This window comes from Duganella sp. AC917 (assembly GCF_979258245.1).
Window position 1 is genome coordinate 4189465 of the sequence record NZ_OZ409848.1, and the last position, 22324, is coordinate 4211788.

The window sequence follows — 22324 nt, forward strand, 5'->3', positions numbered from 1 at the left end:
GCGGTAGTATCACCGAACATATCATCACAGACGCGCCTGCCTCGGCAGGCATTCCGGACGTCCGCCAAGGCGGGCGCCGCTACACCGAACCTCATCAAGTTTGCACATGGCAGTGTTTACCCCGGTCACCCTGGACGATGTCACCCAGTGGATCACGCAATTCCCCCTCGGCAAACCGCTGGCACTCAAGGGCATCGCCTCCGGCATCGAGAACAGCAATTTCTTCTTGACCACGGAGCGCGGCGAGTTTGTGCTCACGATTTTTGAAAACTTATCGTTCGAGCAACTGCCGTTCTATCTGAACCTGATGCGCCACCTGGCCGATCGCGGCGTGGCCGTGCCGGCGCCGATCGCCAACGACAAGGGCGAGCTGATCGCGTCGCTGCACGGCAAGCCGGCATCCATCGTCACCAAGCTCGACGGCAGCTCGCAGATGGATCCGCAACCGGCGCATTGCGCCGAAGTGGGCGCCATGCTTGCGCGCATGCATCTGGCCGGCCGCGACTACCCGCTGCAACAGCCCAATCTGCGCGGCCTGGACTGGTGGAACGCCACCACGCCGCAAGTGCTGCCTTTCCTGTCCGAAGGCAACGCCCATCTGCTCAAGGCCGAGATGCACTTCCAGGAGGCGTTTGCCGGTTGCGCCACCTACCGCCAGTTGCAAAGCGGCCCCGTGCACGCCGACCTGTTCCGCAACAACGTCATGTTCGACGGCGAGCGGCTGACCGGCTTCTTCGATTTTTACTTCGCCGGTTGCGACACCTGGCTGTTCGATGTGGCTGTCACGGTCAACGACTGGTGCATCGACCTCGACACCGGCGTGCTCGACACGGCCCGCGTGCGCGCGCTGCTCGACGCCTACCACGGCGTGCGGCCGTTCACCGAGGCCGAACAAACCGCCTGGCAGCCGATGCTGCGGGCTGCCGCGCTGCGCTTCTGGCTGTCGCGCCTGTATGATTATTACCAGCCGCGCGAAGCCGAAATGCTAACCCCGCACGATCCGACCCACTTTGAGCGCATCTTGCGCGAACGCATCGCCACGCTGGCGCCGAAGCTTTTCTGATGAATAAATTCCCCGCGCGCGCCGGATGGCAATGGGTCAAGCAGGGCATGATGCTGTTCCGCAAGCAGCCCGGCGGGCTCATGGCGCTGTTCTTTTGCTGCATGTTCGTGTCGTTGTTCTCGATGATCGTGCCGTTTCTGGGCCAGATCGCGCCGTTCATCCTCACGCCGCTGTTTACGGTCGCGCTGCTGGAAGGTTGTGCGCAGGTCGACCAGGGCAAGCGTGCGCTGCCGAATTTACTGCTGAGCGGTTTCCGCAAGCCGGTGCGCAGTCCGCTGCTGGCCATGGGCGTGCTCAATTTTTTGCTGATGGTGATGGCGCTGGGGGTGCTGTACGCGATGGCCGGCGACGCAGTCATGCAGATGAGCACGCGGCCGCCGAAAATGGACCCGGACCAGCTTGAAGGGTTGCTCGGCGCGGTGTTCACCGCGTCGACGATCTACACGGTCGGCTGGATGCTGACCTGCCTGACGGCGCCGCTGATCTACTGGCAACAGATGAAGTTGAACAAGGCGCTGTTTTTCAGCGTGGTCGCGGTGTTGCGTGGCTGGAAAGCGTTCCTGACGGCTGCGGTGACGTTGCACCTGATGTACTTCGTCGGTTGCAAGATCGTCGTGCTGATCCTGGGCTCGTCGCAACTGGCGGTGGCCGGCATCTTCACGCTGTTCCTGATCACCATCGTACTGACGCACTGCACCTTGTACGTCGCGTACCGGCAAATCTTCGGCCCGACCGACCTCGCTGTGCCTGTTAAAGACGACACCCCCGAGCCCCTGCTTTAACCACGGGCCACGCCGGGGTCAAGTCTGTCATTCGGACACGGCCTGGACCGTAGTTCAGCATGAATCGACGGCCGAGCTTGGCGGTTTACGCTGCACGCATCCGTCTCTGGGCGGCACACGGCTAAGCTCGTGTCCGAATGACAGACTTGACCCCGACGGGTTAGTGGTTCAGGCGCTCGAGCTTGGCGATGCTGAGGTCGAGCACCTTCATGCCGTTGCTGCCGAAGTTGATCTGCGCCCGGGCGTTGGCGCCGCTGCCTTCGATGTTGACAATCACGCCTTCGCCGAACTTGCCGTGCGCGACCGACTCGCCGATGCGCCAGCCCGCGCCCGGCGATTTGTGCGCGATCTTTTGCGCGATCGCGTTGTCCGAACCGGTCAGCGGCACGACATCGTCCCACGGCGTCTTCTTGTTGGCGAACCAGTGCGATTGCACCTTCGGCGACAGCCACTTGAGCGCGTCCTCCGGCAATTCGTCGAAGAAACGCGACTTCATGTTGTAGCGGGTCTGTCCGTGCAGCATGCGCGTCTGCGCGAAGCACATGTACAGACGCTGCCGCGCGCGCGTGATCGCCACGTACATCAGGCGCCGCTCCTCTTCCACGCCGCCGTCCTCGCGCGAGCTGCTCTCGTGCGGGAACAAGCCCTCCTCGAGCCCGGTGATGAAGACGTTGTTGAACTCGAGCCCCTTGGCCGAGTGCACCGTCATCATCTGCACTGCTTCCTGGCCGGCCGTGGCCTGGTTGTCGCCGGCCTCGAGCGAGGCGTGCGACAGGAACGCCGACAACGGCGACATCACCGTCGCCAGCGGGGCGTCGGCGTCGAGGATTTCGAAGCCGTCCTCGTTGACCACCGGCAGGCCGGACTGCTCCTGCGCGCGCGGTCCCAGATGCGCCGGGGCGCCCTGGCCGAAGCCCTCTTCCGAGACGAATTGCGTTGCCGCGCTGACCATTTGCTCCAGGTTCTCGATACGGTCGGCGCCTTCTTTTTCGGTCTGGTAGTGCGCCAGCAGCCCGCTGGCCTCCAGCACCACACGCACCAGTTCCGGCAACGCCATCTGCTGGGTTTCAAACCGGGCGCCTTCGATCAGCTTGACGAAGCCGCCCAGCGACGAGCCGGCCTTGCCCATCACGTACGGCACCGCCGCGTACAGCGACACCCGGTGCTGGTCGGCGGCCGCCTGCAGCGCCTCGATCGAGCGCAGGCCGATGCCGCGCGTGGGGAAGTTGACGACGCGCAGGAAGGCCGAGTCGTTGTGCGGGTTGTCCATCAGCTGCAAATACGCGATCGCATGCTTGACCTCGGCGCGCTGGAAGTAGCGCAGGCCGCCGTAGACGTGGTACGGAATGCCGGCCGAGAACAGCGCGTGCTCGATCACCCGCGATTGCGCGTTGGAGCGGTACAGCACGGCGATCTCACTGCGCGAGGCGCCGTCGGCGATCAGGTTTTTCGTTTCCTCGATGATCCACTGCGCCTCGGCCAGGTCGGAGCTCGCTTCGTACACGCGCACCTGCTCGCCATGGCCGGCGTCGGTGCGCAGGTTCTTGCCCAGACGCTTGCTGTTGTTGGCGATCAGCACGTTGGCCGCGTCCAGGATGTGGCCGTGCGAACGGTAGTTCTGCTCCAGCTTGATCAGGTTCTTGACGTGGAACTCGCGCTCGAAGGCGCTCATGTTGCCGACGTTGGCGCCGCGGAAGGCGTAAATGCTCTGGTCGTCGTCGCCGACCGCAAACAGCGCGCCGCCGCCCTGCTCGCCGTGGCCGGCCAGCAGCTTGAGCCACTTGTATTGCAGATCGTTGGTGTCCTGGAACTCGTCGACGAGGATGTGCTGGAAGCGCTGCTGATAGTGCTGGCGCAACGGCTGGTTGCGGCTGAGCAGTTCATAGGTGCGCAGCAGCAACTCGGCAAAGTCGACCACGCCTTCGCGCTGGCACTGATCGTCGTACAGTTGGTACAGCTCGACCTTCTTGCGCTCGTCGGCGTTGTACGGGTCGATCTTGTCGGCGCGCAGGCCCTGGTCCTTGGCGCCGTTGATGAAATACATCACATCCTTCGGCGGGAACTTCTCGTCGTCGATGTTGTTGGCCTTGATCAGGCGCTTGATCGCCGACAGCTGGTCCTGCGAATCGAGGATCTGGAACGTCTGCGGCAGTGCGGCGTCGCGGTGGTGCGTGCGCAGCAGCCGGTTGCACAATCCGTGGAAGGTGCCGATCCACATGCCGCGTGTATTAATCGGCATCATCGCCGACAAGCGCGCCGTCATTTCCTTGGCGGCCTTGTTGGTGAAGGTCACCGCCAGGATGCCGGACGGCGACACCTGCCCGGTCTGGATCAGCCAGGCGATACGAGTCGTCAGTACGCGGGTTTTGCCGGAGCCTGCGCCCGCCAGAATCAGGGCGCTTTGGGCCGGCAGGGTCACGGCAGCGAGTTGTTCGTCGTTAAGATTGTGAAGAAGATTTTGCATGCCGTGATTATACCGGCAGCGGCCTTTCGGGGTCGGTCCATGTGTGGCGTTGCGGCATCCGCCGGGATGCGCCGAAGCGGCCCGGCGGCCAACGCTCCCGCTACATTACGCCCTGTGCAGGCACCGCCTTGCCGCTGCGGATGGCGTCCTGCACCAGCGCCTTGAAGTTGCGCTCGGCTTCGCGGCTGGCCTTGGCCTGCTCGCGGCCCAGTTCGCCCATGCGGCGCCCCAGTTCGGCCATCGGTTTGCTGGCTTCGGCCATCTGCAGGTTGAGCGCCTTCATCGGCGCCTGGTTACGCTGCAGGCCGGCCATTTTCTCGGCCATGTCGCGCTGCAGTTGCGCCATTTCGCGTTGCGTCGGGGCCATTTCGCGGTGCAGCGCCGCCTCCAGCTCGCGCTGTTTGCGCAGGCTTTCCTTGCCCTGGTCGTGGCTCGGCGGTCCGCTCGCGGCCACCATGCGCTCGGCGATCGCTTCCTGCTTCGCCGCCAGCGCTTCCATCTGGCGCTCCAGCCGCTGGCGCTCTTGCGCCACAGGGCCACTGTCGACGTCGCGGGTCACCGCGTCGATCCGCGCGGCCAGGCCGTCCATGACCTTGGCCTGCAGGTCCATCCGCTTGCCTTGCGCGTCCATTCGCTCGCCGAGCTCGTTGACGGGCTTCCACAGCTGCCGGACCTTGGCGATGACGGCCGGGTCGTTGATCAGATAGGTTTTGCCGCCTTCGCGGTACCAGACGAAGTCGCCCTTGGCGCTCGTACGCAGTTCGGCGATGCGGCGCATGTCGTCGGACGAGCCGGAAACCTGAACTTGATCGATATCCCTGGTGACGATCGCGTAGGCATGGTCGCCGCTGTTGACGGACAGGTTGATCGCGCTGGCGCCGAACGAGAAAGGCGCAGCTGGCGCGGCCGGTGCCGCCGGCGCGGCGGGAAGCGCTGGCGCTGCCGGGGCCGCTGGAATGGCAGGCAAGGCCGGCATCGCCGGTGCGGCGGGCATCGCAGCCGCAGCGGGAGCGGCTGGCGCGGCCGGTGCCGCAGGCGCCACGCCGGCCACTCCGGCCACTCCGGCCACTCCGGCCACCTCGGGCGGCTCCGGTGGCAAAGCCGGCTCCGGCAATTCAGGCAACGCTGGAAGTTCGGCCATCTCTGCGGCCGGTGCGGCGTCGGCCACCGCTTCCACGGCGGCGACCGCCCCGATGGCAGCCGGCAGCGCGGTCGACGGCTGCGGCGCGGCCTGCACATAAAACACGGCCGTGGCCGCGAACAGGCCGATCAGGGGCACAGTCATTTTCCAGCTGACCGGTTCAACATCGGGACGCAGCAAGCGTTTAATACGAGACATGAGATTTCCTCCGTGAGCCGCGTGGGCTAGTTGTGTGGTATCGAACTGGAACTTATCCAGTTCGGACAAGGCCTTTGCCAGCATCTGCGGTTGACCGAGCATGGTGACTGCAAGGTCATCGGCGATTTGTTCTCGCTCTACACGGATACGGCGCGACAAGGCCCAAACACTAGGGTGATAGAACAGCACGATTTCCACCGCGCTTTGAATAAGGTTGACCAAATAGTCGCGGCGCTTGATGTGCGCCAGCTCGTGCGCCAGCAGCGCCTCGAGCAGGTTGGGCGCCATGCCGGTGATCAGCGAGGCCGGCACCAGCACGATGGGGCGCCAGCAGCCTGCCGTGATCGGGCTGTCGAGCAGGTCGGCCACGCCGAGGCGCACGTGTTGCGGAATCTCGAAGCGGCGCGCCATCTCCGACAAGCGGCGCTGCCAATAATGGTTGACGGTGTAGTGGTCGCTGCGGGTGCGGTCGGCAACCCATTTCAGGCCAATGGTCAGCCTCAGCGACATCAGCGCGGCGCCGGCCAGCCACAGCCCGACGACCCACGCCAGCTGGCCGCGCAACGTGGCTTCCCAGCCGGCCAGTGTGCCGTCGTCGATCAACGCGCTGGCGGCGACGACGCCCGATTGAGCGGCGTCGGCGCCGGCCGAGAGGACGGGAATCAGCAAGGCGGCGGCGCCAAGTCCGGCGCCCAGCGTACGCTCGGCGGCATCGGCCGCGTTGACCTGCATGATGATGCTGGCCAGCGGCAGCGCGGCGCACAGCAACAAGCCGGCGCAGGCGACCGCATAACGCGTCTGCGGACGCGCCTTGCGCAGTAAAAACAGCGCAATCGACACGCCCCAGCCGATCAGCAGGCCTTGCCAGATGAAGTGCAGCAGCGCCCAGCCGATGGCCGGCACGAGGACGGACAGCGCGCTAGCCATGGAGGCCTGCCCGCCGTGAATTGATGTCGATGCGTAACGTAATACCTGACTTGCTGTGTAACGTAACCATGCCGCACTCCCCGGTTGATGGATGTAGAATAAATTATCTAGAACGCTATGTCTAGAACTTTTTTTCTACATCCTTGCCGAAGCGGCGATCGTCCTTAGTAGATCACGACGGAACGGATCGATTCGCCACTCTTCATCAGGTCGAAGCCTTCGTTGATGCGCTCGAGCGGCAAGCGATGGGTGATCAGGTCGTCGATGTTGAGCTTGCCTTCCATGTACCAGTCGACGATCTTCGGCACGTCGGTGCGGCCACGGGCGCCGCCAAAGGCCGACCCCTTCCACACGCGGCCGGTCACCAGCTGGAACGGACGGGTGGAAATCTCCTGTCCGGCCGCCGCCACGCCGATGATGATCGACTGGCCCCAGCCCTTGTGGCAGCACTCGAGCGACTGGCGCATCGTGGTGGTGTTGCCGATGCACTCGAAGCTGTAGTCGGCGCCGCCGTCGGTCAGCTGGACGATCGTGTCGACGACGTTTTCCACCTCGGTCGGGTTGATGAAATGGGTCATGCCGAACTTGCGCGCCATGTCCTGGCGGGCCGGATTGATGTCGACGCCGATGATCTTGTCGGCGCCGACCATGCGCGCGGCCTGGATCACGTTCAGGCCGATGCCGCCCAGGCCGAACACGACCACGTTGGCGCCCGCCTCCACCTTGGCGGTAAACAGCACCGCGCCGACGCCGGTGGTGACGCCGCAACCGATGTAGCACACCTTATCGAACGGCGCGTCCTCGCGGATCTTGGCCAGCGCGATTTCCGGCACCACGATGTAGTTGGAGAACGTCGACGTGCCCATGTAGTGGTAAATCGGCTTGCCGTCGATCGAGAAGCGGCTGGTGGCGTCGGGCATCAGGCCGCGGCCCTGGGTCGAGCGGATCGACTGGCACAGGTTGGTCTTTTGCGACAGGCAGAATTTGCACTGGCGGCATTCCGGCGTGTACAGCGGAATGACGTGGTCGTCCTTCCTGAGCGACTTGACGCCGGGGCCGACGTCGACCACCACGCCGGCGCCCTCGTGGCCCAGGATGGCCGGGAAGATGCCTTCCGGGTCGGCACCCGACAAGGTGTAGTAATCGGTGTGGCAGATGCCGGTGGCCTTGATCTCGACCAGCACTTCGCCTTCGCGCGGCCCGCCAAGCTCGACTTCCTCGATCGTCAGCGGCTGGCCCGCTTGCCATGCAATGGCGGCTTTGGTTTTCATTGTTTGTCCTTTGGCGGTGTAGGGAATACGACGGAATCCGGGAGACCGGAACGGCGAACCGTTGCGGTCGATCCATCATGATAACAAGCCGGGGGCCAAACAGGGATATTGCAGCTGCCTTGCAAGCGGCGGCGGCCTATTGCGGCTCGACCGGCATCGCCGGGCCGATGGCCAGCAGGTCCGACACCGTGCGCCACAGCTGGCGCGGCGAGGTCCACGGCTTGGGCAGGAAGCTGCTGCCGGCCGTGTGGCGTTCCGGATGGCGGGCCGAGTACAGCAGCACGCGGGCGTCGTGCTGGTGCTGGTGCAAGCCGTGCAGCAGCGCGCCGCCGTCGCCGTCCTCGAGGTCCGGATCGATCACCACCAGCGCGAACTGCTCGCGGTGCAGCAGCTCGCGGGCGGCGGCCATGGTCGCCACGTGGGTCACCTGGGTTTCCGGCACCAGCAACGTGGCCAGCACCAGCGCGGCGTCGGCGTCGCTGTCGATGTGCAGCACGCGCGGCGCGGCCGCGTAGATGGAAAAGCCGATCGGGGCGCCGTCGTGGTCGCCGAACGCACGAAAGGTGTCGTTGGATGCATCGTTGGTCATGGTGTTCTCCGCACAAGGCTGAAATCAATGCAAAGCCGGCAGCGATGGGGTAAAAGCTGACGGAAGCAGGTCGGCGGAGTTGGGCCGAGAGGTTGGGACGGCCGCGGGGAAGTGGCGGCCGGAGCGGCGGCAGGCGAAGATCAGGCCCTGCGGCGGTCGATGCTGTGTTACTGGTACGGTGTTGCTAGTTGATATTGTACAACAAAAATTCCACAAGGAAATAAAAAGGCGGGAAATTCCCGCCTTCGGTGTCACGCAATGACGCTGTTGTCTACTTTTTCAGACGTTGGTTAAACGCCGTGTGCAAGCCGTTTAACGTTTCCTCGGCCGCCAGCAGCTGGTCGGCCACCTCGTTGACCTTGCGCCGGTTCGAGCGCGCGTGGTCGCGCAACACCTCGAACGCGGTGTTGCGGTCGGTCTGGAATTTGCACATCAGCAGGCCGACGGCCAGGCTGGTTTCGCGCCCGGCGGCCAGCGCGGCGTTCAGATTGAGCTCGGTGCGGCGCAGCTGGCGGATCTCGTCGGCGCGCGCCAGGCCGGCGGCAAACGCCGGCATCAGGTGTTTTTCGTCGACCGGTTTGACCAGGAAGCCGACCGCGCCGTACGAGGCGGCCTGCTTGCCGGCGTCGGCGTCGCCGCGTCCGGACAGGAACATGAACGGCACCGAGCTGGTCGCGTGCAGCTGCTTGGCCAGTTCCAGGCCGGTCATGCCGGGCATGTGGATGTCGAGCAGCGCCAGGTCCGGTTCGCGCTGGGCGATCACGCCCAGCGCCTGCTCGGCCGACGAGGCCTTCAGGATGTCGTAGCCGGCGTTGCCGAGCACCTCACCGAGAAAATCGAGCAGCAGTTGGTCGTCGTCGACGATAAGGATCAGACGCTTGGGGCTAGGAGAAACTGGCATGTGGCGGCAACCTTGGGCTATTGCTAACGGCCCAATTATAAAGCGGAAAGACCTTGGCGCTAGAATGATTTGCGGTTGTTGTGTAAGACAAACATCGCCGCGAATCGGCCGACCGCGTCGCGCACGCTTTCAGCTTGATAGACACTGCTGATGGCGGCGACCATGCCGGCGCCGCGCGCCACCAGCGGCGCCGCGTTCTCCGGCGTCATGCCGCCGATGACGACCGTCGGCACGCGGATCGTTGCATGCGCCTGGTCGAGGATCTCGGGCCGCGTGGTGACCGCGTATTGCTTAACACGGGACGGGTAGAAGCCGCCGAAGGCCACATAGCTGGCGCCGGCGCGCTGCGCCGCCAGCGCGCGCGGCAGGTCGCCGTAGCACGACGCGCCGATGATCTTGTCGGCGCCGAGCCGGCCGCGCACCTGCGCCACATCGGCGTCGGTGCCGCCAAGGTGCACGCCGTCGGCGCCGGTCTGCAGGCACAGCTCGACGTGGTCGTTGACGATGAACGGCACGCCGTAGCGCCGGCACAGCGCCAGCAGCGCGGCGGCCTGCTCCAGGCGCAGCTCGCCCGCCGCTTCCTTGTGGCGGTATTGCAGCAGCGCGACGAGGTTGCCAAGCCCTTCGCCGCCGCCGATGCCGTCCTTTTTGGCGGCCGCGCCGGCGTCGAGCGCCTCTTCGCTCGCGTCCAGCAACCGCGCGGTGTCGTCCCAGTTGGGGGTGACCAGATACAGTCCTTGCATGATGCGTTCTCCTGATGATGGTTGGGTCTAGCGCAGCGGGATACGCTGGCCGGGGGCGATGCTGTAGGCGCCGCGCAACGCGGCATTGCAATAGGACTGCGCCTGTTCGAGGGCGTAGCCGGTCGGCATGCCCAGCGCCAGCTGGCCGGCGATGGCCGAGGCCAGCGTGCAGCCGCTGCCATGAAAGCCGCCGTCCAGGCGCTGCCAGCGCCATTGCCGCGTGTCGGGTGGATCGTCGCCGGGACCGAACCAGCGGTTCACCACCTCGTCGGTGACGTCCTGGTCCTGGTCCTGGTCCTGGCCCTGGCCATGGCCGCCGGTGATCAGCACGTGGCGGCAGCCCAGCGCGCGCAGCACCCGCGCCTGCGCGTCGGCCGTGGCCTGGCCGCTCAGCGCCAGCGCCTCCGGCGCGTTCGGCGTCAGCACCGTCACCAGCGGCAGCAACGGCGCCAGCGCCGCCACCGCGTCGCCGCGCGAGAGCATGTCGCCATGGCCGCTGGCCAGCACCGGGTCGAGCACCACCGGCAGCGCCGGCTGCAGCGCGCGCAGCTCGCCGATCACCTGCGCGATCGCCAGCGCGTTGGCGGCGCTGCCCGGAATGCCGATCTTGACGGCGGCCACCGCGATCTTGGACGTCAGCGCGCGCGCCTGGCGCAGCAGCAGGTCCGGTTCGACCGGCTGCACCGCGTAGGCGCGGTCGTTGTCCTGCACCGTCAGCGCGGTGACCACGCACAGCGCGTGCGCGCCCTGCCCGGCCACCGCCTGCGCGTCGGCGACGATGCCGGCGCCGCCGGAAGGGTCCATGCCGGAAAACACCAGCACGCAGGGCCGCGCGGACGCAGTGCCCGTCATGCCAGCCGGCCAGCCATCGGCGACGACGGCGACGCGGCGAACTTGCGCACGATGCGCCCGGCCAGATAGGCTTCGCGGCCGGCCTGCACGCCCAGCTTCATCGCGCGCGCCATGCGCACCGGGTCCCGCGCGCCGGCGATGGCGGTGTTCATCAACACGCCGTCGCAGCCGAGCTCCATCGCGATGGCGGCGTCGGACGCGGTGCCGACGCCGGCGTCGACCAGCACCGGCACCCTGGCCTGCTCGATGATCAGCGACAGGTTCCACGGATTGAGGATGCCCATGCCGGAGCCGATCAGCGACGCCAGCGGCATCACCGCCACGCAGCCGATGTCCTCCAGCAGCCTGGCCTGGATCGGATCGTCGCTGCAGTAGACCATCACGTCGAAGCCGTCCCGGACCAGGGCCTCGGCCGCGATCAGGGTCTCGGGCATGTGCGGGAACAGCGTCTTCTCGTCGCCCAGCACTTCGAGCTTGACCAGCTTGTGGCCGTCGAGCAGCTCGCGCGCCATCTGCAAGGTGTAGACCGCGTCCCTGGCGGTGTAGCAGCCGGCCGTGTTGGGCAGGATGGTGTACTGCGACGGCGGCAGCACGTCCAGCAGGCTGGGCGCCTTCGGGTCCTGGCCGATGTTGACGCGGCGGATCGCCACCGTGACGATCTGCGCGCCGGCGGCGTCGGTGGCCTCGCGGGTCTGCTGCAGGTCCTTGTATTTGCCGCTGCCGACCAGCAGCCGCGAGCCGTATTGCCTGCCCGCGATGGTGAGGTAGTCTTGATTGTCTGTTGCATCGTTGCTCATGTCTGTTCCTTTCCTTGTTAGCCGCCGCCGATGGCGCGCACGATGTCGACCTTGTCGAGCGGCTGCAGCACGCGCCGCGGCCATTGCTGGCGCGGCACCACCGCGCGGTTGACCGCCAGCGCCAGCGCCTGGCCCGTCAGCGACAACGCGTCGACCAGCTGGTCGAGCGTCTGTTGCGGCGGCACCTGGTGCGGCGCGCCGTTCAGTTCTATCGAAATGCAGTCGTCCGTCATGCCGGCCTCACAGCTTGCGATACAGTTCGGCGCCGTTCTTGATGAACTCCACCGCCTTGACCTGCATGCCCTGTTCGATCGCCACGCCGTCGCTCATGCCGTTGGCGGCGGCGTACTCGCGCACCTCCTGGGTGATCTTCATCGAGCAGAAATGCGGGCCGCACATCGAGCAGAAATGCGCCACCTTGGCCGAGTCCTTGGGCAAGGTCTCGTCGTGGAATTCGCGCGCCTTGTCCGGGTCGAGGCCCAGGTTGAACTGGTCGTCCCAGCGGAATTCGAAGCGCGCCTTCGACAGCGCGTTGTCGCGGATCTGCGCGCCCGGATGGCCCTTGGCCAGGTCGGCCGCGTGGGCGGCGATCTTGTACGTGATGATGCCGTCCTTGACGTCGTTCTTGTCCGGCAGGCCCAGATGCTCCTTGGGCGTGACGTAGCACAGCATCGCGGTGCCGTACCAGCCGATCTGCGCGGCGCCGATGCCGGAGGTGATGTGGTCGTAGCCGGGCGCGATGTCGGTGGTCAACGGCCCCAGCGTGTAGAACGGCGCCTCGTGGCACTGCTCCAGCTGCAGGTCCATGTTCTCCTTGATCAGCTGCATCGGCACGTGGCCCGGGCCTTCGATCATCACCTGCACGTCGTGCTGCCAGGCGATCTGCGTCAGTTCGCCCAGGGTTTTGAGTTCGCCCAGCTGGGCTTCGTCGTTGGCGTCGTAGATCGAGCCGGGGCGCAGGCCGTCCCCCAGCGAGAACGACACGTCGTAGGCTTTCATGATGGCGCAGATGTCGTCGAAGTGCGTGTACAGGAACGACTCCTTGTGGTGCGCCAGGCACCACTTGGCCATGATCGAGCCGCCGCGCGAGACGATGCCGGTCAGGCGCTTGGCCGTCATCGGCACGTAGCGCAGCAGCACGCCGGCGTGGATGGTGAAGTAGTCGACGCCCTGCTCGGCCTGCTCGATCAGCGTGTCGCGGAAGATCTCCCAGGTCAGGTCCTCGGCCTTGCCGTTGACCTTTTCAAGCGCCTGGTAGATCGGCACGGTGCCGATCGGCACCGGGCTGTTACGGATGATCCACTCGCGCGTTTCGTGGATATGCTTGCCGGTCGACAGGTCCATGACGTTGTCGCCGCCCCAGCGGATCGCCCACGTCATTTTTTCGACTTCCTCGCCGATCGACGAGGTGACCGCCGAATTGCCGATGTTGGCGTTGATCTTGACCAGGAAATTGCGGCCGATGATCATCGGCTCGATCTCGGGGTGGTTGATGTTGGCCGGGATGATGGCGCGGCCGCGGGCGATTTCCTCGCGCACGAATTGCGGCGTGATCTCGTTCGGGATGCTGGCGCCGAACGACTGGCCCGGATGCTGGCGGCCCATCAAATCGGCCAGGCGCTGGCCCATCGGGCCAGAGGTCTTCAGGTTTTCCAGGTATTCCTTGCGGCGCAGGTTTTCGCGGATCGCCACGAACTCCATCTCCGGCGTGACGATGCCCTGGCGCGCGTAGTGCATCTGCGTGACGTTGGCGCCCGCGCGCGCGCGGCGCGGCTTGCGGTGCAGGTTGAAGCGCAGTTCGGCCAGCGCCGGATCGGCCAGGCGCGCCTTGCCGTAGTCGGAGGTCGGGCCGTCGAGCTCCTCGGTGTCGCCGCGCTCCAGTATCCACGGCAGGCGCGGCGTGGCGGCCAGGCCGGAGCGGATGTCGATGACGGCGTCCGGATCGGTGTAGGGGCCGGAGGTGTCGTAGACGTAGACCGGTGGATTGGCCTCGAAGCCGAACGACGCGGGCGTGTCGGACTGCGTGATAGCGCGCATCGGCACGCGGATGTCGGGCCGGCTGCCTTCCACGTAGATCTTGCGGGAATTGGGTAGCGGTTTGATCGCTGCCTCGTCCACGGTGGCGGTGGCGGACAGGAATTTGGGATTGGCGTTCATTTGGCTCCTTGGTGGGCTACAGGAGCCAGCAAAGGAGGTTGGACGGCGCCGCGCCCGAAAAATCGATGGAATCGATGGAATCGATGGCATCGTGGGATTGCGGCGTTGTCCTAAGCTTCCCTTCGCTGGCATTATCCAGATCAGGTTCGGAGGGTATTTCTCACCCGCGCATCGCATGCATTGCATGACGACGCGCAGGACCCCTAGCGTGTGCCGCCTTGCGGCAGCGGGACGATTATAACAGAGCCAACATGATAAAAACGGCCAGATCGGCGAACAAACCACAAAACGCACCAGCCGGCGCGTGGCGAAAATCCGACGCCCGGACGCCTCCCGATGGCGCTGGTGGCCGTGGTTGAGTTCGGCTGATGTATAGTCGATTTATGCCAAAATGCAACTTTCATTGCGCTATTGTCGCGCCGCCTGACCATGCCATGCCGGCGCGCCGGGGTCGATGCGGGCCGTGGCTGCGGTGGCTGGCGCTGGCGGCGGTGCCGGCGCTGATATTGTGCTGGCTGCTGGCGCCGGCGCGCGCGCTCGCCGCCGAGCCGGACCGCTGGGCCGCGCTGACCCACACGGCGTTCAAGCACCAACCGTACGCCGACACCGGCGCCGGCGTCAGCTTCGCGCAGGACCGCAGCGGTTTCGTGTGGGTCGGCACCCAGACCGGACTGGTGCGCTGGGACGGCCACCGCCCGCGCAAATTTTTCGCCGACCCGCTGCGCAGCGACGCCCTGCCCGACAATTACATCACCAGCCTGCTCGTCGACAGCGCCGGCCGGCTGTGGGCCGGCACCAGCTCGGGCGGCCTGGCGCGCTACAACGCCGAGCAGGAAACCTTCAGCCGCTTCGCGCACGGCCCGTCCGGCCTGGGCAACGCCCAGGTCACCGCGCTGGCCGACGACGGCGCCGGCGGCGTGTGGGTCGGCACCGGCGGCGGCCTCGATCATATCGACGCGCGCGACGTCGTTATCCGCGGCGGCGCGCCGGGCGCCATCGCCTTGCCGGCGCGCGCGGTCGGCGCGCTGCTGCGCGAGCGCGGCGGCGCCTTGTGGATCGGCACGCCGGACGGTTTATTGAAACTGGCGCCGGGCGCGCCGGCGCCGCTGGACGTGCCGCTCGAAGGGCGCGACGGCGGCGCCAACATCAGCGCGCTGCTGCAGGACAGCTCGGGCCGGATCTGGATCGGCACCCGCAACCACGGCGCCTTCGTCATCGAGCCGGGCAGCGCCGCCGCGCGCGCCGTGCGCGAGGGCGGGCCGGCGCCGACCCTGGCGCGCGAGCGCGTCACCGCCATCGTCGAGGCGGCGCTGGGCGAGGTCTGGCTGGGCACGGACGGCGTCAACGGCGGCATCGTGGCGGTCGATCCGCTGCTGGGGACCACGCGCCGCATCCGCCACCAGCCCGACACCCCCGACAGCCTGTACGAAAACGACGTCATGGCGCTGTTCCGCGAGCGCAGCGGCATCATTTTCGTCGGCACCATGGGCGCGTTGAGCCAGCACGATCCGCTGCCGCGCGCGGTGACGACGATCCGGACCACCGGCAACATCGGCAACGTCGGCGGCGGCGCCAACAAATTGAGCGTGCCCAGCATGCTGGCCCACCCGGACGGGCGGCTGTGGCTAGGCGTGGTCGGCGGCGGCGTCGACATCGTCGATCCGCAACAAGGCGTCATGGCCCACCTGACGCCGGCGCCGGCCGGCACGCCGGGCGCGCTGCCGACCGGCCGCGTGCTGACGATGACCCTGGGGCGCGGCGGCACCGTCTACCTCGGCACCGAGCAGGGCCTGTACCAGGCCGACGCCGATGGCGGCAACGTGCGCCGGCTGGCCATGCCGCAGCGCCGCCTTGACGCGGCGGTGTGGGCGCTGGCGCTGGTCGGCGACGTACTGTGGCTGGGCGGCACCGAGGGCCTGTGGGCGTTCTCGGGCGCCGCCGACGGGCGATGGGTGCTGCGCCGCCACGAACAGCAGCGCCTGGGCGACCCGCGCGTGACCTACCTGTTGCCGGCCGTCGGCGGCATCTGGGTCGGCACCCGCGTCGGCCTGGCGCGGGTCGGCGACGACGGCGGCGTCGAGCTGGTGCCGACGGTGCTGGCCGAGGCCGATCGCATGGCGCCCGGCTATGTGTCGTCGATGCTGCTGGACCGCCGCGGGCGCCTGTGGCTGTCGCAGTTCGGCACCGGCGTGGTGATCCTCGAGCGCACCGACGCCGACGGCCGGCGCCGCTTCCGGCGGCTCGGCAACGCCAACGGCCTCGAGGACAGCGGCGCCAACATGCTGCTCGCGGACGCCGCCGGCGCCATCTGGGCCAGCACCGACGCCAATCTGGCGCGCATCGATCCGGTCAGCTACGCGATCCGCACCTTCGGCGCGGCCGACGGCGTCCACGTGCCCACCTACTGGACCGCCTCGGGCGTGCGCACGGGCGCCGACGAGCTGGTGTTCGGCGGCCTGTCGGGCGTGACGGTGCTGCGCCCGGAGCGCCTGAGCCCGTGGCACTACCGCCCGCCCGTGGTGGCCACCCGCCTGCTGGTCGACGACCGCGAAATGCCGGTCGGCCGCTACAATGGCGGCGCTGGCGGCGCCGGCGGCGCCGGCGCCCGGGCCGCGCCGATCACGGTCACGCCGCAGGGGCGCGGGCGCGGCTTCTCGCTCGAGTTCGCCGCGCTGGACTACTCGGCGCCCGAGCGCAACCGCTACGCCTACCGGCTCGCCGGCTTCGACCAGGACTGGATCAAGGCCGACGCCACGTCGCGCCGGGCCGGCTACACCAACCTGCCGCCGGGCGACTACGTGCTGCAGCTGCGCGGCTCGAACCGCAACGGCGAGTGGTCGGCGCCGCTCGAGGTGCCGGTCAGGGTGCTGCCGGCGTGGCACCAGCGCCCGCTCGCGCGCGCCGGCGCCGGCGTGCTGGCGCTGGCGCTGCTGGCCGCGCTGGTGCAGGCGCGCACGGCCCTGCTGCGGCGCCGCCAGCGCGAGCTGGTGGCGATGGTCGACGCCCGCACCGCCGAGCTGCGCGCGACGCAGTCGCAGCTCGAGCAGCTGGCCTACGGCGACCCGCTGACCGGGCTGGCGAACCGGCGCCTGTTCAACGACGAGCTGCGCCACCTGGTGGCGCAGGCGGCGCGCGGCGGCCCCGGTTTCACCCTGCTGCTGATCGACCTCGACCACTTCAAGCAGATCAACGACACCCTCGGGCACGACGCCGGCGACGCGCTGCTGGTGGCCGCCGCCGCGCGCCTGCGGGCGGCCGTGCGCGAAACCGACCGGCCGTTCCGCCTGGGCGGCGACGAGTTTGCCGTGCTGCTGGGCCAGACCACCGAGCGCGCCACGCTCGAACCGGTGTGCCAGCGCATCCTCGAGAACCTGGCGCAGCCGCTGCCGCACGGCGCGGCCACGATGTGCATCAGCGCCAGCGTCGGCGCCGCCGTCCACGATGGCAAGGAGGGCAAGGACGGGCAGGAGGGCCAGGCCGGCGCCCACGAGGAGCTCTACAAGCGCGCCGACGTCGCGCTGTACCGGGCCAAGGCGGCCGGCCGCAACGCCTGGCGCCTGGCCGGCGAGGAGTGATTTTTTGACATGCCCGCGGCGGCGCCGTCCGCGTCCGCCGTCGCGTCATCTATAATGGCTGTTTTCGCGACCGCGTTTACTTCAATACATCAGCCAAATCATGGAATTAGCCAAGTCTTTCGAGCCTGCCGACATTGAACAATTCTGGCGCACCGAGTGGGAACAGCGCGGTTACTACACCGCCACCCTCGACGCCGGCAAACCGTCGTTCAGCATCCAGCTGCCGCCGCCGAACGTGACCGGCACCCTGCACATGGGCCATGCCTTCAACCAGACCATCATGGACGGCCTGACCCGCTACCACCGCATGCTGGGCCACAACACCGCCTGGATCCCCGGCACCGACCACGCCGGCATCGCCACGCAGATCGTCGTCGAGCGCCAGCTGGACGCGCAAAAGATCTCGCGCCACGACCTCGGCCGCGAAGCGTTCGTCAAGAAGGTCTGGGAGTGGAAGGAGAAATCCGGTTCCACCATCACCGGCCAGATGCGCCGGCTGGGCGCGTCGCCGGACTGGCAGCGCGAATACTTCACGATGGACGAGACGCGTTCGAAGGTCGTCACCGACGTCTTCGTGCGCCTGCACGAACAGGGCCTGATCTACCGCGGCAAGCGCCTGGTCAACTGGGACCCGGTGCTGGGCACGGCCGTCTCCGACCTCGAAGTGGTGTCCGAAGAGGAAGACGGCTCGATGTGGTACATCAAGTACCCGCTGGCCGACGGCAGCGGTTCGCTGACGGTGGCCACCACCCGTCCTGAAACCATGCTTGGCGACGTCGCCGTGGCGGTCGATCCGACCGACGAGCGCTATCAGGCGCTGGTGGGCAAGATGCTGGTGCTGCCGCTGGTCGGCCGCGAAATCCCCATCATCGCCGACGAATACGTCGACAAGGCCTTCGGCACCGGCTGCGTCAAGATCACGCCGGCGCACGACTTGAACGACTACGCGGTGGGCCAGCGCCACAAGCTGCCGATGCTGTCGATCATGACCCTGGAAGCGAAGATCAACGACGAGGCGCCCGAGGCGTATCGCGGCATGGACCGCTTTGTCGCGCGCAAGCAGATCGTCGCCGACCTCGACACGCAGGGCCTGCTCGAACAGGTCAAGCCGCACAAGCTGATGGTGCCGCGCGGCGACCGCACCGGCGTCATCATCGAACCGATGCTGACCGACCAGTGGTTTGTGGCCATGAGCCAGCCGGCGCCGGAAGGCACTTTTTTCCCGGGCAAATCGATCGCCGAGGTCGCGCTGGAGAAGGTCGCCAGCGGCGACATCAAGTTCGTGCCGGAAAACTGGAGCACCACTTACAACCAGTGGCTCAACAACATCCAGGACTGGTGCATCTCGCGCCAGCTGTGGTGGGGCCACCAGATCCCGGCCTGGTACGACGAGGCCGGCAACATCTTTGTCGCCAAGACCGAGGCCGAGGCGCAGATCAAGCAGCAGGCGGCCGGCAGCAGCGGTCCGCTGCGCCGCGACAACGATGTGCTCGACACGTGGTTCTCGTCGGCGCTGGTGCCGTTCTCTACCCTCGGCTGGCCCGAGGAAACGCCGGACCTGAAAGCCTTCCTGCCGTCGTCGGTGCTGGTGACCGGCTTTGACATCATCTTCTTCTGGGTCGCGCGCATGGTAATGTTCACCCTGCACTTCACCGGCAAGGTGCCGTTCGAGACCGTGTACGTGCACGGCCTGGTGCGCGACTCGCAGGGCCAGAAGATGTCCAAATCGAAGGGCAACACGCTCGACCCGATCGACCTGATCGACGGCATCGGCATCGACGCGCTGGTGGAAAAACGCACCACGGGGCTGATGAATCCGAAGGCGGCCGAAAAGATCGCCAAGGCCACGCGCAAGGAATTCCCCGACGGTATCGCCGCCTACGGCACCGACGCGGTGCGCTTCACGATGGCGTCGTACGCCTCGCTGGGCCGCAACATCAACTTCGACCTCGGCCGCGCCGAAGGCTACCGCAACTTCTGCAACAAGCTGTGGAACGCCACCCGCTTCGTGCTGATGAACACGGAAGAGAAGGATTGCAGCGCCAGCGTTGCCGACCTGTCCAACGCCGACAAGTGGATCATCTCGCTGCTGCAAAAGGCCGAGCTGGACGTGGCCAAGGGCTTTGCCGACTACCGCTTCGACAATATCGCCTCGACCATCTACAAGTTCGTCTGGGACGAGTACTGCGACTGGTATCTGGAAGTGGCCAAGGTGCAGGTGCAAACCGGCACCGAAGGCCAGCAGCGCGCCACCCGCCACACCCTGCTGCGCGTGCTGGAAGTGGTGCTGCGCCTGGCGCATCCGGTGATTCCGTTCGTCACCGAGGCGCTGTGGCAGGCGGTTGCGCCGCTGGCCGGCAAAGCGACGGCGGACGGTGGCCAGTCCATCATGACGCAGCCCTACCCGATCGCCAACACCGCCAACATCGACGAGGCGGCCGAGGCGTGGATGCAGCAACTCAAGACGCTGACCGACGCCACCCGCAACCTGCGCGGCGAAATGCAGCTGGCGCCGTCGTTGCGCGTGCCGCTGATCGTTGAAGCCGGCAACGCGGCCGACAAGGCGGCGATGGAAGGTTATGCGCCTTACATCCAGTCGCTGGGCAAACTGTCGGAAGTGCAGATCGTCGACGCCCTGCCGGAATCGCCGGCGGCCGTATCGATCGTTGGCACCACCAAGTTGATGCTGAAGGTGGAGATCGACGTCAAGGCCGAGCGTGAGCGCTTGTCCAAGGAGATCGCGCGCGTCGAGGGCGAGATCAACAAGGCCAACGGCAAGCTGTCGAACGAAAGCTTCGTCGCCCGCGCGCCGGCCGAAGTGGTAGCGCAGGAGAAGGAACGCGTGGCCAACTTCTCGGCAACGCTGGACAAGATGCGCGAGCAGTTCGCCAAGCTGCCAGCGGCGTGATGACGTAGCCCTCCGCAGCAAATCAAGAAAGCCGCCCGGTGCAAGCCGCGCGGCTTTTTTCACGCCGCGAGCCGCCGACGGCGAGCGCAGGCGACGCGCTGGATCTCACCCGGCGCAATGAGCAGGAGAGGGATGCCCTCCCATTTTTGCGCGTTTTACTAAAACGTACTAACGCTTACTAAATCACGAGAGAACGCGCTATTTCGCGCGGGTGCGTACTAATTCTGAACTAAATACTACTAACTGCCTCTAAAGAATATAAGCGCTACAAGAATAGTGTGGATTAGCGTTCACTACGGAATTTTTAGTAAGTATTAGCGCGCTTTAGAACAAATGAGCTGCGATTAGTAATGTCTAGTAAAAGCCGCCTTTTCGGGAGCCCCACCATCATGTCTCTCCACTTCCCCATTCGCGTGCCGAGCGAACTGCTTGAAGAATTAGGCGCATTCACCGGCCTTTTCTGGTCGGACTCTCTAGCGCTGGAACCCCACATTTGCAAAGCGATTCGGAGCTACATCGCCCCCCAGCCGGTCCAATCCCAGCCTCAGCCGCTGCCGACGGCGCTATCCAAGCCGCGATGCGAGCCGGGCTACCAATGGAAGGAGGTTTTTTTGCCCGAGGGGACCAAACTGCGTGCTAATTTCGGCAGCCAGCCGTATTTCGCCAGCGTGGAGGGCGCGGAAATCACATATGAAGAGCAAGCCGTGTCGCCGTCCTGCTTTGCAAATCTACACGGCAGCGGTAACCGCAACGCGTGGAAAGCGATTTGGCTGCGCCTGCCGGGCAGCGATGAGTGGCTGCTCGCCGATGTCTGTCGGGCCGCGCGGAAGGCATCCATCAAACGCTTGCTGGGGGGCGACGAAGACGATCGCGCCCAGCGCGGGCACGCCGCTGGAAAACGCGCGCGCCGCCATAAGCGCCGCACCAAGAAAAACAACCGCGCAAATTAACGCGGTAACGCGGTAACGCGGTAACGCGATTATTATTGCGACAGCAACGCGGCGTAGCGCTCGATATCGACGTTGCCGCCGCTGATGATGACGCCCACCCGCTTACCCTGCAGCTGATCCTTCATCGCCCGCGCGGCGGCGAGCCCCAGGCAGCCGGTCGGCTCCACCACGATCTTCATCCGCGCCGCGAAGAAGCGCATCTCGGCGCGCAGCTGCTCGTCGCTCACCGTCAAAATATCGTCCACATCGCGTTTGATGATCGGGAACGTAAGTTGGCCCAGATGCTGCGTCTGCGCGCCATCGGCGATCGTCTTCGGCGTGTCGATGTGCACGATGGCGCCGCTGCGGAACGATTGCTGGCCATCGTTGCCGGCCTCCGGCTCCACGCCAAATAGCTTCGTCCTCGGCGACAGCGCCCGCGTCGCCAACGCCGAGCCACTGAGCAAACCGCCACCGCCAAGGCAGACAAACAGATAATCCAGCTCGCCCACGTCCTCGAACAACTCCTTGGCCGCCGTGCCCTGCCCCGCGATCACGTCGGCGTGATCGTATGGCGGAATCAACGTCAGCCCATGCCTGGCCGCCAGGTCGCGGCCGATCTGCTCGCGGTCCTCCGTATAGCGGTCATAGAGCACCACTTGCGCCCCGTAGCCGCGCGTGGCGGCGATCTTCGACGGCGGCGCGTCGTGCGGCATGACGATGGTGGCGGGAATGCCCAGCAACTGCGCCGACAGCGCTATGCCCTGCGCGTGGTTACCGGACGAGAAAGCCACCACGCCGGCGCGGCGCTGCTGGGCGTCGAACTTCGCCAGCGCGTTGTAGCTGCCGCGGAATTTGAATGCGCCCATGCGCTGCAAGTTCTCCGCCTTGAAGAAGACGTGGGCGCCCAGTTCGGCGTCGGCCGTGCGCGAGGTCAACACCGGCGTGCGGTGCGCGTGGCCGGCGATGCGTTCCGACGCGGCGACGACGTCGGCATAGGTTGGAAGGTATTCGCTCATCTTGTTCC

Annotated in this window: 16 protein-coding genes and 1 riboswitch; of the genes, 5 read left to right on the forward strand and 11 right to left on the reverse strand. The window is 66.4% G+C overall.

The genetic code is table 11. The features are described 5' to 3' along the window. The first annotated feature begins 106 nt into the window (after positions 1-106). Complete coding sequence (locus ACZ0BA_RS18190) at positions 107-1063, forward strand: homoserine kinase (protein ID WP_463452619.1); 957 nt, start codon at positions 107-109, stop codon at positions 1061-1063. Then, positions 1063-1845 carry a BPSS1780 family membrane protein gene (locus ACZ0BA_RS18195; protein ID WP_463452620.1) on the forward strand — a complete coding sequence of 261 codons (783 nt, stop codon included), beginning with the start codon at positions 1063-1065 and terminating at the stop codon, positions 1843-1845. Before ACZ0BA_RS18190 ends, ACZ0BA_RS18195 begins: the two co-directional genes overlap by 1 nt. A 160-nt stretch (positions 1846-2005) precedes the next feature. On the opposite strand, the gene ACZ0BA_RS18200 is transcribed toward ACZ0BA_RS18195, so the two are convergent. From ACZ0BA_RS18200 to thiC, 10 genes are all read right to left on the reverse strand, one after another. Next, positions 2006-4309: a UvrD-helicase domain-containing protein gene (locus ACZ0BA_RS18200; RefSeq protein WP_463452621.1), complete on the reverse strand. Its 2304-nt coding sequence runs from the start codon at positions 4307-4309 to the stop codon at positions 2006-2008. Between the two features lie 100 nt (positions 4310-4409). Further along, a complete protein-coding gene (locus tag ACZ0BA_RS18205) occupies positions 4410-6575 on the reverse strand; it encodes a M56 family metallopeptidase (protein ID WP_463452622.1) in 2166 nt (721 codons plus the stop codon). A gap of 164 nt (positions 6576-6739) precedes the next feature. Next, a complete protein-coding gene (locus ACZ0BA_RS18210; protein ID WP_463452623.1) occupies positions 6740-7846 on the reverse strand; it encodes an S-(hydroxymethyl)glutathione dehydrogenase/class III alcohol dehydrogenase in 1107 nt (368 codons plus the stop codon). Between the two features lie 136 nt (positions 7847-7982). Next, a complete protein-coding gene (locus ACZ0BA_RS18215; RefSeq protein WP_463452624.1) occupies positions 7983-8435 on the reverse strand; it encodes a response regulator in 453 nt (150 codons plus the stop codon). A 271-nt stretch (positions 8436-8706) separates the two neighbouring features. Next, complete coding sequence (locus tag ACZ0BA_RS18220; RefSeq protein WP_463452625.1) at positions 8707-9336, reverse strand: ANTAR domain-containing response regulator; 630 nt, start codon at positions 9334-9336, stop codon at positions 8707-8709. Positions 9337-9395: 59 nt separating this feature from the next. Then, complete coding sequence (thiE, locus tag ACZ0BA_RS18225) at positions 9396-10079, reverse strand: thiamine phosphate synthase (RefSeq protein WP_463452626.1); 684 nt, start codon at positions 10077-10079, stop codon at positions 9396-9398. Between the two features lie 27 nt (positions 10080-10106). After that, a complete protein-coding gene (gene thiD / locus ACZ0BA_RS18230; protein WP_463452627.1) occupies positions 10107-10931 on the reverse strand; it encodes a bifunctional hydroxymethylpyrimidine kinase/phosphomethylpyrimidine kinase in 825 nt (274 codons plus the stop codon). Continuing rightward, entirely contained in the window at positions 10928-11728 is an 801-nt protein-coding gene (locus tag ACZ0BA_RS18235; protein WP_463452628.1) for a thiazole synthase, read from the reverse strand. The genes thiD and ACZ0BA_RS18235 overlap by 4 nt, the downstream gene beginning before the upstream one ends. 17 nt (positions 11729-11745) lie before the next feature. Next, positions 11746-11961 carry a sulfur carrier protein ThiS gene (thiS, locus tag ACZ0BA_RS18240; RefSeq protein ID WP_463452629.1) on the reverse strand — a complete coding sequence of 72 codons (216 nt, stop codon included), beginning with the start codon at positions 11959-11961 and terminating at the stop codon, positions 11746-11748. Positions 11962-11968: 7 nt separating this feature from the next. After that, positions 11969-13885, reverse strand: a complete 1917-nt coding sequence (gene thiC / locus ACZ0BA_RS18245; RefSeq protein ID WP_463452630.1) for a phosphomethylpyrimidine synthase ThiC — start codon at positions 13883-13885, stop codon at positions 11969-11971. A gap of 100 nt (positions 13886-13985) precedes the next feature. Continuing rightward, a riboswitch (TPP riboswitch) is annotated at positions 13986-14100 on the reverse strand. A gap of 219 nt (positions 14101-14319) precedes the next feature. Here thiC and ACZ0BA_RS18250 point away from each other — a divergent pair. The 3 genes from ACZ0BA_RS18250 to ACZ0BA_RS18260 all read left to right on the forward strand — a co-directional run bounded on the left by ACZ0BA_RS18250 (position 14320) and on the right by ACZ0BA_RS18260 (position 21318). Beyond that, positions 14320-17460 carry a diguanylate cyclase domain-containing protein gene (locus ACZ0BA_RS18250; RefSeq protein WP_463452631.1) on the forward strand — a complete coding sequence of 1047 codons (3141 nt, stop codon included), beginning with the start codon at positions 14320-14322 and terminating at the stop codon, positions 17458-17460. A 100-nt stretch (positions 17461-17560) separates the two neighbouring features. Then, positions 17561-20368 (forward strand): valine--tRNA ligase, encoded by a 2808-nt coding sequence (locus ACZ0BA_RS18255; RefSeq protein WP_463452632.1) that lies wholly within the window; start codon positions 17561-17563, stop codon positions 20366-20368. A gap of 389 nt (positions 20369-20757) precedes the next feature. After that, positions 20758-21318, forward strand: a complete 561-nt coding sequence (locus ACZ0BA_RS18260; protein ID WP_463452633.1) for a hypothetical protein — start codon at positions 20758-20760, stop codon at positions 21316-21318. Between the two features lie 32 nt (positions 21319-21350). Here the strand turns inward: ACZ0BA_RS18260 and ACZ0BA_RS18265 are convergent, their stop codons facing one another. Beyond that, positions 21351-22316 (reverse strand): threo-3-hydroxy-L-aspartate ammonia-lyase, encoded by a 966-nt coding sequence (locus tag ACZ0BA_RS18265; protein WP_463452634.1) that lies wholly within the window; start codon positions 22314-22316, stop codon positions 21351-21353. Positions 22317-22324: the final 8 nt, after the last annotated feature.

Excerpts from the sequence above, each read along its gene's own strand:
- ACZ0BA_RS18220 (WP_463452625.1), bottom strand. The coding sequence starts at position 9,336 with ATGCCAGTTTCTCCTAGCCCCAAGCGTCTGATCCTTATCGTCGACGAC.
- thiS (WP_463452629.1), bottom strand. The coding sequence starts at position 11,961 with ATGACGGACGACTGCATTTCGATAGAACTGAACGGCGCGCCGCACCAG.
- ACZ0BA_RS18200 (WP_463452621.1), bottom strand. The coding sequence starts at position 4,309 with ATGCAAAATCTTCTTCACAATCTTAACGACGAACAACTCGCTGCCGTG.
- ACZ0BA_RS18205 (WP_463452622.1), bottom strand. The coding sequence starts at position 6,575 with ATGGCTAGCGCGCTGTCCGTCCTCGTGCCGGCCATCGGCTGGGCGCTG.
- ACZ0BA_RS18210 (WP_463452623.1), bottom strand. The coding sequence starts at position 7,846 with ATGAAAACCAAAGCCGCCATTGCATGGCAAGCGGGCCAGCCGCTGACG.
- ACZ0BA_RS18235 (WP_463452628.1), bottom strand. The coding sequence starts at position 11,728 with ATGAGCAACGATGCAACAGACAATCAAGACTACCTCACCATCGCGGGC.
- ACZ0BA_RS18195 (WP_463452620.1), top strand. The coding sequence starts at position 1,063 with ATGAATAAATTCCCCGCGCGCGCCGGATGGCAATGGGTCAAGCAGGGC.
- ACZ0BA_RS18255 (WP_463452632.1), top strand. The coding sequence starts at position 17,561 with ATGGAATTAGCCAAGTCTTTCGAGCCTGCCGACATTGAACAATTCTGG.
- thiE (WP_463452626.1), bottom strand. The coding sequence starts at position 10,079 with ATGCAAGGACTGTATCTGGTCACCCCCAACTGGGACGACACCGCGCGG.
- ACZ0BA_RS18190 (WP_463452619.1), top strand. The coding sequence starts at position 107 with ATGGCAGTGTTTACCCCGGTCACCCTGGACGATGTCACCCAGTGGATC.
- thiC (WP_463452630.1), bottom strand. The coding sequence starts at position 13,885 with ATGAACGCCAATCCCAAATTCCTGTCCGCCACCGCCACCGTGGACGAG.
- ACZ0BA_RS18260 (WP_463452633.1), top strand. The coding sequence starts at position 20,758 with ATGTCTCTCCACTTCCCCATTCGCGTGCCGAGCGAACTGCTTGAAGAA.
- ACZ0BA_RS18250 (WP_463452631.1), top strand. The coding sequence starts at position 14,320 with ATGCCGGCGCGCCGGGGTCGATGCGGGCCGTGGCTGCGGTGGCTGGCG.
- ACZ0BA_RS18215 (WP_463452624.1), bottom strand. The coding sequence starts at position 8,435 with ATGACCAACGATGCATCCAACGACACCTTTCGTGCGTTCGGCGACCAC.
- thiD (WP_463452627.1), bottom strand. The coding sequence starts at position 10,931 with ATGACGGGCACTGCGTCCGCGCGGCCCTGCGTGCTGGTGTTTTCCGGC.
- ACZ0BA_RS18265 (WP_463452634.1), bottom strand. The coding sequence starts at position 22,316 with ATGAGCGAATACCTTCCAACCTATGCCGACGTCGTCGCCGCGTCGGAA.